Source organism: Enterobacter sp. E1, from assembly GCF_016809815.1.
In the GTDB taxonomy this organism is placed as follows: Bacteria; Pseudomonadota; Gammaproteobacteria; order Enterobacterales; family Enterobacteriaceae; genus Enterobacter; species Enterobacter adelaidei.
This window is the reverse complement of the sequence record NZ_JAFBJM010000001.1, coordinates 1,090,749-1,103,624: the sequence shown is the minus strand read 5'-3', so window position 1 is coordinate 1,103,624 and position 12,876 is coordinate 1,090,749. Positions and strand designations below refer to the sequence as shown.

9 protein-coding genes and 1 other annotated feature are annotated in these 12,876 nt (G+C 54.2%); of the genes, 5 read left to right on the top strand and 4 right to left on the bottom strand.

Annotated elements, in window-relative coordinates; all coding sequences use genetic code 11:
• Nucleotides 1-358 precede the first annotated feature (358 nt).
• On the bottom strand, nt 359-3,505 hold the full coding sequence (acrB, locus tag JGF26_RS05440; RefSeq protein ID WP_028017613.1) for a multidrug efflux RND transporter permease subunit AcrB: 3,147 nt from the start codon (nt 3,503-3,505) through the stop codon (nt 359-361).
• A 22-nt stretch (nt 3,506-3,527) separates the two neighbouring features.
• Nucleotides 3,528-4,721: a multidrug efflux RND transporter periplasmic adaptor subunit AcrA gene (gene acrA / locus JGF26_RS05435; RefSeq protein ID WP_028017612.1), complete on the bottom strand. Its 1,194-nt coding sequence runs from the start codon at nt 4,719-4,721 to the stop codon at nt 3,528-3,530.
• Nucleotides 4,722-4,862: 141 nt separating this feature from the next.
• Between acrA and acrR the strand changes: the two genes are divergently transcribed.
• Nucleotides 4,863-5,516 carry a multidrug efflux transporter transcriptional repressor AcrR gene (gene acrR, locus JGF26_RS05430; RefSeq protein ID WP_028017611.1) on the top strand — a complete coding sequence of 218 codons (654 nt, stop codon included), beginning with the start codon at nt 4,863-4,865 and terminating at the stop codon, nt 5,514-5,516.
• Between the two features lie 113 nt (nt 5,517-5,629).
• Entirely contained in the window at nt 5,630-8,977 is a 3,348-nt protein-coding gene (gene mscK / locus JGF26_RS05425) for a mechanosensitive channel MscK (protein ID WP_028017610.1), read from the top strand.
• A 29-nt stretch (nt 8,978-9,006) separates the two neighbouring features.
• Here the strand turns inward: mscK and rsmS are convergent, their stop codons facing one another.
• Together rsmS and priC are read right to left on the bottom strand one after the other, a co-directional pair.
• Complete coding sequence (gene rsmS / locus JGF26_RS05420) at nt 9,007-9,165, bottom strand: pleiotropic regulatory protein RsmS (RefSeq protein WP_032666839.1); 159 nt, start codon at nt 9,163-9,165, stop codon at nt 9,007-9,009.
• 14 nt (nt 9,166-9,179) lie between these two features.
• Complete coding sequence (priC, locus tag JGF26_RS05415; RefSeq protein WP_129323843.1) at nt 9,180-9,707, bottom strand: primosomal replication protein N''; 528 nt, start codon at nt 9,705-9,707, stop codon at nt 9,180-9,182.
• A 50-nt stretch (nt 9,708-9,757) separates the two neighbouring features.
• Between priC and JGF26_RS05410 the strand changes: the two genes are divergently transcribed.
• From JGF26_RS05410 to dnaX, 3 genes are all read left to right on the top strand, one after another.
• Nucleotides 9,758-10,135 carry a DUF454 family protein gene (locus JGF26_RS05410; protein WP_028017608.1) on the top strand — a complete coding sequence of 126 codons (378 nt, stop codon included), beginning with the start codon at nt 9,758-9,760 and terminating at the stop codon, nt 10,133-10,135.
• A 152-nt stretch (nt 10,136-10,287) separates the two neighbouring features.
• The gene (gene apt, locus JGF26_RS05405; protein ID WP_108090679.1) at nt 10,288-10,839 is read left to right on the top strand and encodes an adenine phosphoribosyltransferase; all 552 of its coding nucleotides are present in this window, start codon (nt 10,288-10,290) and stop codon (nt 10,837-10,839) included.
• An 88-nt stretch (nt 10,840-10,927) separates the two neighbouring features.
• Nucleotides 10,928-12,856 (top strand): DNA polymerase III subunit gamma/tau, encoded by a 1,929-nt coding sequence (gene dnaX / locus JGF26_RS05400; RefSeq protein WP_134707207.1) that lies wholly within the window; start codon nt 10,928-10,930, stop codon nt 12,854-12,856.
• Nucleotides 12,186-12,250: a sequence feature (DnaX frameshifting element), on the top strand. It overlaps the preceding gene by 65 nt.
• Nucleotides 12,857-12,876 lie beyond the last annotated feature (20 nt).

Below are 12,876 nucleotides of genomic sequence, written 5' to 3'. Positions count from 1 at the left end.
AAACCGCAGACTGCGAGCGTTTACGCAAATGTTTGTCCGGAAGTGAACATTTTGATCTAAATTAACAAAGAATTTTTTTTCGCTTCCTTACGTTTCATTGGTTTAGCTTAAACGATGGGAAGACGTCCTGGTCCGGAGTTCTGTTTGTCCGAACTTGTTGTTAGGAATATTCCTAATAGCTTAAGCGTGGAAATGAAATTAAAAAAATCCCGAATTCACCGATTAAGCGATCGGTTAATTATGATATGCCTAATAAACATGGCAGGAAATAAATGGAAAAACAATAAGCGTATTTTATGATTTTTTCAGGAAATGAAAAAGGCCGCTAATGCGGCCTTTTTATCATGTGAAACCGGTATCAGTGATGCTCTACTGAATGACTGTGTTCAACATCTTCATTCTTGCGGCTGAAGCGGCGGCGAACCACCACGAAGAACACCGGTACGAAGAAGATGGCCAGAACGGTCGCGGTGACCATACCACCCATTACACCTGTACCTACTGCGTTCTGCGCACCGGAGCCAGCACCAGAGCTGATAACCAGTGGCATAACGCCGAGGATAAACGCCAGAGACGTCATCAGGATTGGGCGCAGACGCATACGTACCGCCTCCAGCGTCGCCTCAATCAGGCCTTTACCTTCTTTCTCCATCAGATCTTTGGCGAATTCCACGATAAGTATCGCGTTCTTCGCCGACAAGCCAATGGTTGTCAGCAGGCCTACCTGGAAGTACACGTCGTTGGTCAGGCCACGGAAGGTTGCGGCAAGCAGTGCACCGATAACCCCCAGCGGAACCACCAGCATGACGGAGAACGGAATCGACCAGCTCTCGTACAGTGCTGCCAGACACAGGAAGACCACAATCAGTGAAATGGCGTACAGGGCAGGGGCCTGGTTACCGGACAGACGTTCCTGATAGGACATACCGGTCCAGTCGTAGCCAATTCCCGACGGCAGTTTGCTCGCCAGTTGCTCCATCATCGCCATCGCTTCACCGGTGCTTCGACCCGGAGCAGCCTGACCCAGAATTTCCATGGAAGGCAGACCGTTATAGCGCTCCAGACGCGGCGAACCGTATTCCCAGCGTGACGTAGAGAACGCGGAGAAAGGTACCATCTGGCCGTTACTGCCGCGTACGAACCAGTTGTTGATATCGTTCGGCAACATACGGTATTGGGCTTCTGACATCACGTACACTTTCTTCACACGACCACGGTCGATGAAGTCGTTGACGTAGCTACCGCCCCAGGCTGCACCCAGAGTGGTATTGATGTCACTGATGGAAACGCCCAGGGCCTGAGCTTTCTCCTGATCAATGTCGATTTTGAATTGCGGCGTATCTTCCAGGCCGTTAGGGCGTACGCCAACCAGCAGGTCAGGGTGTTTTGCCACTTCGCCAAACAGCTGGTTACGTGCCTGCGTTAGTTTCTCGTGACCCAGACCACCCTGGTCAATCAGCTGGAAGTCGAAACCGGTCGCCGTACCCAGTTCAACAATCGCAGGCAGGTTGAAGGCAAAGACCATCGCATCTTTGATCTTCGAGAACGTGCCCATGGCACGGCCAGTAATCGCCTCAACCTTGTTTTCCTTACCTGGACGTTCAGACCAGTCTTTCAGAGAAACGAAGGCAATACCTGTGTTCTGACCACGACCCGCAAAACCAAAGCCGTTAACCGCAAATACGGATTCAACGTTGTCCTTCTCTTTGGTGAGGTAGTAGTCGGTCATCTCATCCAGTACTTTCTGGGTACGTTCTTGTGTCGCACCCGCCGGAAGCTGAGCCATACTCAGGAACACGCCCTGATCTTCGTCTGGCAGGAACGAGCTTGGCAGACGAACGAACAGATAGGCCATGCCCACCACGATGATGATATAGAGCAGCAGGTAACGACCGGTACTGCGCAGGATGTTGCCCACGCTGTCGGTGTAGTGGTGCGTACTCTTATCAAACATGCGGTTAAACCAGCCGAAGAACCCTTTATGCTCGCCGTGACCACCTTTCTGAATTGGCTTCAGCATGGTGGCACACAGAGCAGGTGTCAGGATCAACGCAACCAGTACCGACAGCGCCATTGCAGAAACAATGGTAATCGAGAACTGACGATAAATCGCACCGGTAGACCCCCCGAAGAACGCCATCGGGATAAATACCGCCGACAGTACCATCGCGATACCGACCAACGCGCCCTGGATCTGGCCCATTGATTTACGGGTGGCTTCCTTCGGCGGCAGACCTTCCTCCGCCATTACACGCTCAACGTTCTCTACTACCACGATGGCGTCATCCACCAGCAGGCCGATGGCGAGCACCATCCCGAACATCGTCAGGGTGTTTATCGAATAACCGAATATCGACAGGATGGCAAAGGTACCGAGCAATACAACCGGAACGGCGATGGTTGGAATCAACGTCGCGCGGAAGTTTTGCAGGAACAGATACATTACCAGGAATACCAGGATGATCGCTTCTACCAGGGTTTTAACCACTTCGTGAATCGAGATTTTAACGAACGGCGTGGTGTCATACGGGTAGACGATCTTCAGGCCTGACGGGAAGTACGGTTCCATCTTCTTCAGTTCTGCGCGGATCGCTGTAGCGGTGTCCAGGGCGTTAGCGCCTGTCGCCAGCTTAATACCCAGACCGGAAGCCGGTTTGCCGTTGTACTTCGCGATGATGTCGTAGTTCTCACCACCCAGTTCCACTTTTGCCACGTCGCGCAGGCGAACCTGTGAACCGTCCTGATTCACTTTCAGCAGGATCTTACTGAACTCATCGGCAGAGGTCAGACGCGTTTGCGCGATGATCGAGGCGTTAAGCTGCTGGCCTTTCACCGGTGGCGTACCACCTAACTGACCGGCAGCAACCTGGGCGTTCTGGGCTTTGATGGCGCTGATGACGTCAACCGGCGTCAGCTGGAAGTTGTTCAGTTTGTTCGGGTCCATCCAGATACGCATTGCATACTGGGAACCGAACAGCTGAACGTCACCCACACCAGAAGTACGGCTAATGGCGTCCTTCATGTTGGCGCCCACGTAGTCGGAAATATCCTCCTGCGTCATGGTGCCGTTGGTGTTGATAACGCCGACAACCATCAGGAAGCTACTGGACGATTTCTCGACGCTCACGCCCTGCTGTTGTACTTCCTGCGGCAGCAGTGGCATCGCCAGCTGCAGTTTGTTCTGCACCTGAACCTGCGCGATGTCAGCATCAGTACCTGACTGGAAGGTCAGGGTGATCTGTACCGTACCGGTGGAGTCACTGTTTGAGGACATGTACATCAGGTTATCAATACCGTTCATGTTCTGTTCGATAACCTGAGTAACGGTATCCTGCACCGTTTTCGCATCAGCCCCTGGGTAGGTTGCGGAAATTGTCACCGCCGGTGGCGCAATGGTCGGATATTGCGCAACAGGCAGCTTCAGGATCGCAAGTCCCCCAGCCAGCATGATGATTATGGCGATCACCCACGCAAATATGGGGCGATCGATAAAGAAATTAGGCATGTCTTAACGGCTCCTGTTTAAGTTAAGACTTGGTTTGTTCTGACTGGCCAGCGGCCGAAGCTTGTTGTTTATCGTCAGATTTCACTTCCTGTGCTTTGACCTGCGCGCCAGGACGAACTTTTTGCAAACCAGTAATAATCACGCGATCGCCATCTTTCAGACCTTCCGTCACCAGCCATTTATCGCCAATCGCCTGTGTAGCAGTGATATTACGTGTTTCGACTTTGTCATCAGCCCCGACAACCAGTGCGCTCGCATCGCCGCGAGGTGTACGGGTTACACCCTGCTGTGGAACCAGAATGGCGGTTGGGTTGGTCCCTTCTTCCAGACGTGCGCGAACAAACATACCTGGCAGCAGATTCTTGTCAGGGTTCGGGAAAATCGCACGTAAGGTGATGGAGCCGGTGGTCTGGTCGACCGTCACGTCAGAGAATTCCAGCGTACCTTCCTGCGGGAACTTGATACCGTCGTTCGTCACCAGTTCCACTTTGGCTTTGCCGTTTTCCTGCTTCAGGGTGCCGTTAGCCAGCTCCTGTTTCAGACGCAGGAAATCGTTGCTCGACTGGGTCACGTCGACGTAGATTGGATCAAGCTGCTGCACAGTCGCCAGCGCAGTGGCCTGACCGTTCTGCACCAGTGCCCCTTCCGTCACGGAAGACTTGCCAATACGACCGCTAATCGGAGAGGTCACTTTGGTATAGGCCAGGTTAATGCGGGCGGTTTCGACAGCTGCTTTCGCTGCCACTACGGCCGCGTTAGCCTGCTGGGCATCTGCCAGGGCGGTATCGTAATCCTGTTGGCTGATGTACTTGGTACCGAGCAGTTTTTGGTAGCGGTTCAGCGTCAACTGGGCGATTTTGGCTGCGGCTTGTGCTTTCGCCAGGTCGCCTTTGGCGCTTTCATAAGATGCCTGATAGGTTGCCGGATCAATCTGATACAGAGACTCACCCGCTTTAACATCCCCGCCTTCGGTAAAGTTACGTTTCAGGATAATGCCACTCACCTGAGGACGAACTTCCGCAATGCGATATGCATTTGTACGGCCGGGTAATTCTGTAGTGATTTGAAGAGGTTCGGATTTGAGCGTCACAACGCCAACTTCTGGCATCTGCTGAGCTCCTTGTTGAGCCTGTTTATTGTCACATCCTGTAAGCGCTAAGCTGCCTGAGAGCATCAGAACGACCGCCAGAGGCGTTAACCCTCTGTTTTTGTTCATATGTAAACCTCTAGTGTCCGATTTCAAATTGATCAATGGTCCTGAGTCCAAAAACCCATTGCTGCGTTTATATTATCGTCATGCTATGGTACATACATTCACAAATGTATGTAAATCTGACTCCTGTAAATTCACCCACCTATGGCACGAAAAACTAAACAACAAGCGCTGGAAACCCGACAACACATTCTGGATGTGGCGATGCGTTTGTTCTCTCAGCAGGGTGTTTCATCAACCTCGCTGGCACAGATTGCTCAGGCCGCTGGTGTCACACGGGGAGCGATTTACTGGCATTTTAAAGACAAGTCAGATCTGTTCAGTGAAATCTGGGAGCTTTCAGAGTCCAGCATTAGCGATCTAGAGAGTGAGTATCGGGCAAAATTCCCTGACGATCCACTCTCAGTATTAAGAGAAATATTAGTATATATCCTTGAAGCGACAGTCGTTGAGGAACGTCGCAGGTTAATGATGGAAATTATTTTCCATAAATGCGAGTTCGTGGGTGAGATGGCGGTGGTGCAGCAGGCGCAGCGCAGTCTCAGCCTGGAGAGCTATGACCGCATCGAACAGAACCTGAGCGTGTGTATGCAGGCAAAGCTGTTACCGGCCAATCTGATGACCCGACGGGCGGCTATTCTGATGCGCAGCTACATTTCGGGCCTGATGGAAAACTGGCTTTTTGCGCCGGAATCCTTTGACCTCAGAGAGGAAGCTCGCAGTTATGTGGCGATTTTACTGGAAATGCTACAGCTCTGCCCCACGCTGCGCAGCGACACGCCTTCGTTAACGGCCTGACCCCTTTCCAGGATTTATCTCAGAGGATAACGTTCGCGCTATTCTGCTTCAGGCGAGCGTGATATTCTTCACGCCGGACTATTTTCGGTCATCTTCTGACATCATTCACGACTATGCTGCCCATCAATCGCTCGCAACATCCTGTTTTTGCATTGCTCCTTGCGATGCTGTTTTTCTTCGCCACGGCACCGCTTTCCTGGGCCCGTGCCGACAACAGCAATGATATTCCCTCGCGCGCTGATGTTCAGTCGCAACTCGACACCCTGAACAAACAGAAAGATCTCTCTCCTCAGGAGAAGCTTATCCAGCAGGATCTGACGGAAACGCTGGAAACGTACGATAAAATTGAGCGTGTCAAAGCTGAAACCGCGCAACTGCGTCAGAAGGTGGCTCAGGCTCCTGACAACATGCGCAAGGCAACGGATGCGCTGAATGCCCTGAGTGACGTCGATAATGACGATGAAACACGTAAAACACTCGCGACCCTTTCTTTACGTCAGCTGGAGTCGCGCGTCTCGCAATCACTTGACGATCTGCAAACCGCACAGTCCGATCTCGCAACGTATAATAGCCAACTTGTCTCACTGCAGACTCAGCCCGAGCGCGTGCAAAACGCAATGTACGCCGCGTCCCAACAGCTGCAGCAGATCCGTAACCGCCTGAATGGCACGACGGTGGGTGAGGGCACTTTACGCCCGACGCAGCAAACCCTGCTGCTGGTTCAGCAAACATTACTCAACGCGCAAATCGAACAGCAGCGTAAGAGCCTGGAAGGGAATACGGTGCTGCAGGACACGCTTCAGAAACAGCGTGATTACGTCACCGCGAATATTAATCGCCTGGAACACCAGCTGCAGCTGTTGCAGGAGGCGGTTAACAGTAAACGCCTGACGCTGACAGAAAAAACCGCCCAGGAGGCAGTATCACCTGACGAAACCGCTCGTATTCAGGCGAACCCACTGGTGAAACAGGAGCTCGAGGCTAACCATCAGCTCAGCCAGCGTCTGATACAGGCGACGGAAAGCGGTAACTCGCTGGTTCAGCAAAATATCAAAGTAAAAAACTGGCTGGACCGCGCGCTGCAGGCTGAACGCAACATTAAAGAGCAGATTGCGGTTCTGAAAGGCAGCCTCCTCCTGTCGCGTATTCTCTACCAGCAGCAGCAGACGCTCCCGTCTGCCGATGAACTGGAGGATATGACCAACCGCATCGCGGATTTGCGTCTGGAGCAGTTTGATGTCAACCAGCAGCGAGATGCCCTTTTCCAGAGCGATACCTTCGTCGCCAAAATTGAAGAAGGCCATTCCAGTGACGTGAACCCGGAAGTGCACGATGCGCTACTTCAGGTAGTGGATATGCGTCGCGAACTGCTGGACCAGCTCAACAAACAGCTGGGCAACCAGTTGATGATGGCCATTAACCTGCAGATCAACCAGCAACAGTTGGTGAGCGTCTCGAAAAGTCTGCAGGAAATTTTGACGCAGCAGATTTTCTGGGTAAACAGCAACAAGCCAATGGACTGGGACTGGATTAAATCCTTCCCTGAGACGCTGAAAACGCAGATCAAGAGCATGAAAATTACCGTGAACTGGGAGAAAGCCTGGCCTGCGGTGATGATTGCCTTCCTGGCGGGATTACCGCTGCTGCTGATTGCCGGTCTGATCCGCTGGCGTCTGGGCTGGCTGAAGAAGTATCAGGCGAAACTGGCGTCCGAAGTGGGACAACTGCGAAACGATAGCCAGCTTCATACGCCGAAAGCGATTCTGATCGACCTCATCCGCGCCCTGCCGGTGTGCCTGATTATCCTGGCGGTAGGTCTGATTCTGCTCACGATGCAGCTTAACGTCAGCGATCTGCTGTGGGCATTCAGTAAGAAACTGGCGCTGTTCTGGCTGGTGTTTGGTCTGTGCTGGAAGGTACTGGAAAAAGACGGCGTGGCAGTACGCCATTTCAACATGCCTGCGCAGTTGACCAGCCACTGGCGCCGTCAGATTGTGCGTATCAGCCTGGCCCTTCTGCCGCTGCACTTCTGGTCGGTTGTCTCTGAACTTTCCCCGCTGCATCTGATGGATGATGTACTGGGGCAGCTGGTTATTTTGTTGAACCTGCTCCTGATTGCCATTCTGATGTGGCCGATGTGCCGCGATAGCTGGCGTGATAAAGAGTCCCACAATATTCGTCTGGCTACCGTGACGGTACTGGCAATCATTCCGCTGGCGCTGATGGTGCTCACGGCAACGGGCTACTTCTACACCACGCTGCGTCTGTCTGGTCGCTGGATTGAAACGGTTTATCTGGTGATCATCTGGAACCTGCTCTATCAGACCGTTCTGCGAGGTTTGAGTGTTGCGGCCCGTCGTATCGCCTATCGCCGTGCCATTGCGCGTCGTCAACATCAGGTAAAAGAGGGCGCGGAAGGGGCGGAGCCACAGGAGGAGCCGACCATCGCCCTGGAGCAGGTCAACCAGCAGACGCTGCGTATCACCATGCTGGTGATGGTCGCTCTGTTTGCGGTGATGTTCTGGGCTATCTGGTCTGATTTAATTACCGTCTTCGCCTATCTGGACAGTATCACCCTCTGGCAATACAACGGTACCGAAGCCGGTGCTGCGGTCATGAAGAGCGTCACCATGGGCAGCCTGCTCTTTGCGCTGGTCTCGTCGATGGTGGCCTGGGCGCTGATTCGCAACCTGCCGGGCCTGCTGGAAGTGCTGGTACTGTCGCGCCTGAACCTGCGTCAGGGGGCGTCCTATGCCATTACCACGATCCTCAACTACGTTATCATTATTGTCGGAGCGATGACGGTCTTTGGCTCGCTGGGCGTGTCGTGGGACAAACTGCAGTGGCTGGCTGCCGCGCTCTCGGTAGGTCTTGGTTTTGGCCTGCAGGAGATATTCGGTAACTTTGTATCCGGCCTGATCATCCTGTTCGAACGTCCAGTTCGTATCGGCGATACCGTCACCATCGGCACGTTCTCCGGTACGGTCAGCAAGATCCGTATTCGAGCCACCACCATTACCGACTTTGATCGCAAAGAGGTGATCATCCCGAACAAAGCGTTCGTGACCGAGCGCCTGATCAACTGGTCGCTTTCAGACACCGTGACGCGCGTAGTTATCCGCCTGGGCGTGGCCTACGGTTCGGATCTGGATAAGGTAAAAGAGGTACTGCTGCAGGCGGCGTCTGAACATCCGAAAGTGATGCACGATCCTGCGCCATCGGTCTTCTTCACGACCTTTGGGCCGAGCACCCTGGATCACGAGCTGCGGTTATACGTACGTGAACTGCGTGACCGCAGTTATACCGTGGATGAGCTGAACCGCTCTATCGATCGCCTGTGTCGTGAGAACGATATTAATATCGCCTTCAACCAGCTTGAAGTTCACCTGCGTAACGAGAAAGGTGACGAGCATACGGAAGTGAAGCGCGACATTAAGGGTGATGATCCTACTCCTGCCTAATCTATTTTCCCTCTCCCGGTGAGAGGGAGTTAGGGTGAGGGCTGAATTGCCCTTACCTTACCTTCAAAGTCTCGCCGTACAATCTCCAGCGCCTTAAGCACCGTCTCTGCGGGGATTTCATGATTCTCCAGTAACATAATCAAATCAACGGCCAGCTTGACCTCATCGGGTGCATTTTCCAGTGACATTTGTATGGCTCCTGTTAACGGGTCAAACGTGCAATCACGCGTTCAATCTCATCCAGCGCCTGACGGCAGCGGACAAGGCGTCCTTCCAGCGCGCTAATCTCACGCATCAATAATTGCTGCTCTTCCAGCGTTTCACTGTTGCTCAGGCGCGCTTCCCGCTCGCGCTTCATCTCAAACAACCGGCGTTCAAACTCCTGGTTCTCCAGCCGCTTACGCTGCCATTTGCCGAGCCCCGGAGATGCACCGTCCCAGGCGCGCAGCGTCCAGGTGGCAATTTCCCGGCGTAGGGCGGTGATTTGCCCGGCAAGATGCTCTGCAAGCCAGGCCACCTGCTGTGTTTGCTTGTGCTCAACCGCGTGGCGAAGCTCATCAAGATGGGCCTGGGCTTCAGCAATATAATCCTGAATGAGCGTGCTTCGGGTGCGAAAAAGTTGCCGGTCAAAGCGCGGCTTCAGCGTGGCGTGCCCCATCAGAGGGGTAGCCTCTGCTCGCAGGGTGGTCAGCTGTTTTTGCAGCGTCTCCAGAAGCAAGGCTGTTTTCAAGGCGCTCTCCAGTGGTAAAGTAGCCGTTCAGTTTGATAACGATTCGCATTATGCAGCGTACTATTTTAATCATCATTGGCTGGCTCGCGGTAGTGCTTGGCACATTAGGTGTGGTTTTACCCTTGCTGCCGACCACGCCGTTTATCCTGCTGGCGGCCTGGTGCTTCGCCCGATCATCGCCGCGTTTTCACCACTGGCTGCTGTATCGCTCATGGTTTGGCGGTTATCTGCGCCACTGGCAAAAACACCGGGCCATGCCGCCCGGTGCTAAACCGCGCGCGATCGCGGTGATCCTCATCACCTTCGCTATTTCATTATGGCTGGTGAAAATGATGTGGGTACGGATCCTGTTGCTGGCGATCCTGACATGCCTGCTCATCTTTATGTGGCGAATCCCGGTGGTTGATGAAAAGCAACAAAAGCACTGACGCCTTATAATGTCTGTTGCAATTATCTCGCACAGACAGTAAATTCGACCGTTTTCGAGCACAGGTGCGCCTGGTTAAAGGTTAAACAATTGTTATCTTTAATCGACTCGTTGCGCGCTGTGAGTAACACTGTTTCATTTAGGCACAAACCGATGACCGCAACTGCACAGCAGCTTGAATATCTGAAAAACAGCATCAAAAGTATCCAGGACTATCCAAAACCTGGCATTCTTTTCCGTGATGTCACCAGCTTGCTGGAAGACCCGAAAGCGTACGCGCTCAGCATTGAACTGCTGGTTGAGCGTTATAAAAACGCCGGGATCACCAAAGTAGTAGGTACCGAAGCCCGTGGCTTCCTGTTTGGCGCACCGGTTGCGCTGGCGTTGGGTGTGGGTTTTGTTCCGGTACGTAAACCGCGCAAACTGCCACGTGAAACCATCGCTGAAAGCTACGAGCTGGAATACGGCACCGATCAGCTGGAGATCCACGTTGATGCGATCGTCCCTGGCGACAAAGTGCTGGTGGTTGACGATCTGCTGGCAACCGGCGGCACCATCGAAGCGACCGTGAAGCTGATCCGTCGTCTGGGCGGTGAAGTGACCGATGCGGCATTCATCATCAACCTGTTCGATCTGGGCGGTGAACAGCGCCTGGAAAAACAGGGTATTACCAGCTACAGCCTGGTGCCATTCCCGGGTCACTGATCCCGATTTTCACAACCTCGCTCAATGGGTGAGGTTGTGATAGCATTCCCCTCCATAAATTCACCTTCCAGCGTTGCAGAGCCTGCCCATGAGTTATCAGGTGTTAGCCCGTAAGTGGCGACCACAAACCTTTGCTGACGTTGTCGGTCAGGAACATGTGCTGACGGCCCTGGCGAACGGCTTGTCGCTAGGTCGCATCCATCACGCCTATCTTTTCTCCGGCACCCGCGGCGTCGGCAAGACCTCTATTGCCCGTTTGCTGGCAAAAGGTCTGAACTGCGAAACCGGGATCACCGCCACGCCGTGTGGCGTATGCGATAACTGCCGGGAGATTGAGCAGGGGCGTTTTGTCGATCTGATCGAGATCGACGCTGCTTCACGCACGAAAGTTGAAGATACCCGCGATCTGCTCGACAACGTGCAGTATGCCCCGGCGCGTGGGCGCTTCAAGGTCTACCTGATCGATGAAGTGCATATGCTGTCGCGTCACAGCTTCAACGCCCTGCTGAAAACGCTGGAAGAACCGCCCGCGCATGTGAAATTCCTGCTGGCGACCACCGATCCGCAAAAGCTGCCGGTCACCATTTTGTCGCGCTGCCTGCAGTTCCATCTGAAGGCGCTGGACGTTGAACAGATCCGTGCTCAGCTTGAACATATTCTCGACGAAGAGAAAATTGTCCACGAACCGCGTGCTCTGCAGCTGTTGGCTCGTGCAGCGGACGGCAGCCTGCGTGATGCGTTAAGTCTTACCGATCAGGCGATAGCCAGCGGTGACGGCAAGCTCTCGACCGAGGCGGTCAGCACCATGCTCGGCACGCTGGATGACGATCAGGCGCTCTCCCTTATCGAAGCGATGATTGCCGCCAACGGCGAGCGTGTTATGTCGCAGGTCGATGCGGCCGCTGCCCGGGGTATTGAATGGGAAGGGCTGCTGGTCGAGATGCTCAGCCTGCTGCACCGCGTGGCGATGCTGCAGCTTTCTCCGTCTGCCATTGGTGCGGATATGGCGGCTATCGAACAGCGGATGCGTGAACTTGCCCGCACCGTACCGCCTGCTGATGTTCAACTTTACTACCAGACGCTGCTGATTGGCCGCAAAGAGTTACCGTTCGCGCCGGATCCGCGTATGGGTGTTGAAATGACGCTGTTGCGCGCGCTGGCGTTCCACCCGCGTATGCCGTTGCCGGAACCGGACGTGCCGCGACAATCCTTTGCTCCGGTCGCACCGACGGCGGTGATGTCACCGCAGCAGGTACCACTGCAGCCGACACCGCCGCCGCAGCAAAATGTGCCGCTGTCGGACGCCACCAGTTCGGTGCTTGCCGCGCGCAGCCAGTTGCAGCGTGCGCAGGGAGCAACCAAACCAAAAAAGAGTGAACCGGCAGCGCCTGCAAGAGCGCGGCCGGTTAACAACGCCGCGCTTGAACGACTGGCCTCGGTAACGGAGCGCGTACAGTCGCGTCCTGCCCCCTCCGCGCTCGAGCAGAAAGCCCCGGTGAAAGAAGAGGCTTACCGCTGGAAGGCGACCACTATCATCGAAGAGGTGAAGGAAGAGGTCGCCACCCCGAAAGCGCTAAAAAAGGCGCTGGAGCATGAGAAAACGCCGGAGCTTTCTGCGAAGCTCGCCGAAGAGTCAATTGCGCGTGATGCCTGGGCCGCCGAGGTCAGTAAGCTTCAGTTGCCCAAGCTGGTGGAGCAGGTCGCGCTGAATGCCTGGAAAGAGCAGGACGGCAATCAGGTGCGTTTACACCTGCGTCCTGGTCAACGACACCTGAATTCGCCAGGCGCGCAAAAGGCGCTGGCCGAGGCGCTCACCGCATTACAGGGGGCGCCGGTTGAATTGACTATCATTGAAGATGATAATCCGGCAGTGAAAACGCCGCTGGAGTGGCGTCAGGCCATTTATGAAGAGAAGCTCGCGCAGGCGCGCGAGGCAATTATCGCGGATAACAACATTCAGACCCTGCGCCGGTTCTTCGACGCCGATCTGGATGAAGAGAGTATTCGCCCCATTTGATCGTGAGTCTGACTTACGGT

What these genes read in the sequence shown, in the direction of transcription:
- rsmS (WP_032666839.1), bottom strand. Translation starts at nt 9,165, where the DNA reads ATGTCACTGGAAAATGCACCCGATGAGGTCAAGCTGGCCGTTGATTTG.
- apt (WP_108090679.1), top strand. Translation starts at nt 10,288, where the DNA reads ATGACCGCAACTGCACAGCAGCTTGAATATCTGAAAAACAGCATCAAA.
- dnaX (WP_134707207.1), top strand. Translation starts at nt 10,928, where the DNA reads ATGAGTTATCAGGTGTTAGCCCGTAAGTGGCGACCACAAACCTTTGCT.
- acrA (WP_028017612.1), bottom strand. Translation starts at nt 4,721, where the DNA reads ATGAACAAAAACAGAGGGTTAACGCCTCTGGCGGTCGTTCTGATGCTC.
- mscK (WP_028017610.1), top strand. Translation starts at nt 5,630, where the DNA reads ATGCTGCCCATCAATCGCTCGCAACATCCTGTTTTTGCATTGCTCCTT.
- acrR (WP_028017611.1), top strand. Translation starts at nt 4,863, where the DNA reads ATGGCACGAAAAACTAAACAACAAGCGCTGGAAACCCGACAACACATT.
- acrB (WP_028017613.1), bottom strand. Translation starts at nt 3,505, where the DNA reads ATGCCTAATTTCTTTATCGATCGCCCCATATTTGCGTGGGTGATCGCC.
- JGF26_RS05410 (WP_028017608.1), top strand. Translation starts at nt 9,758, where the DNA reads ATGCAGCGTACTATTTTAATCATCATTGGCTGGCTCGCGGTAGTGCTT.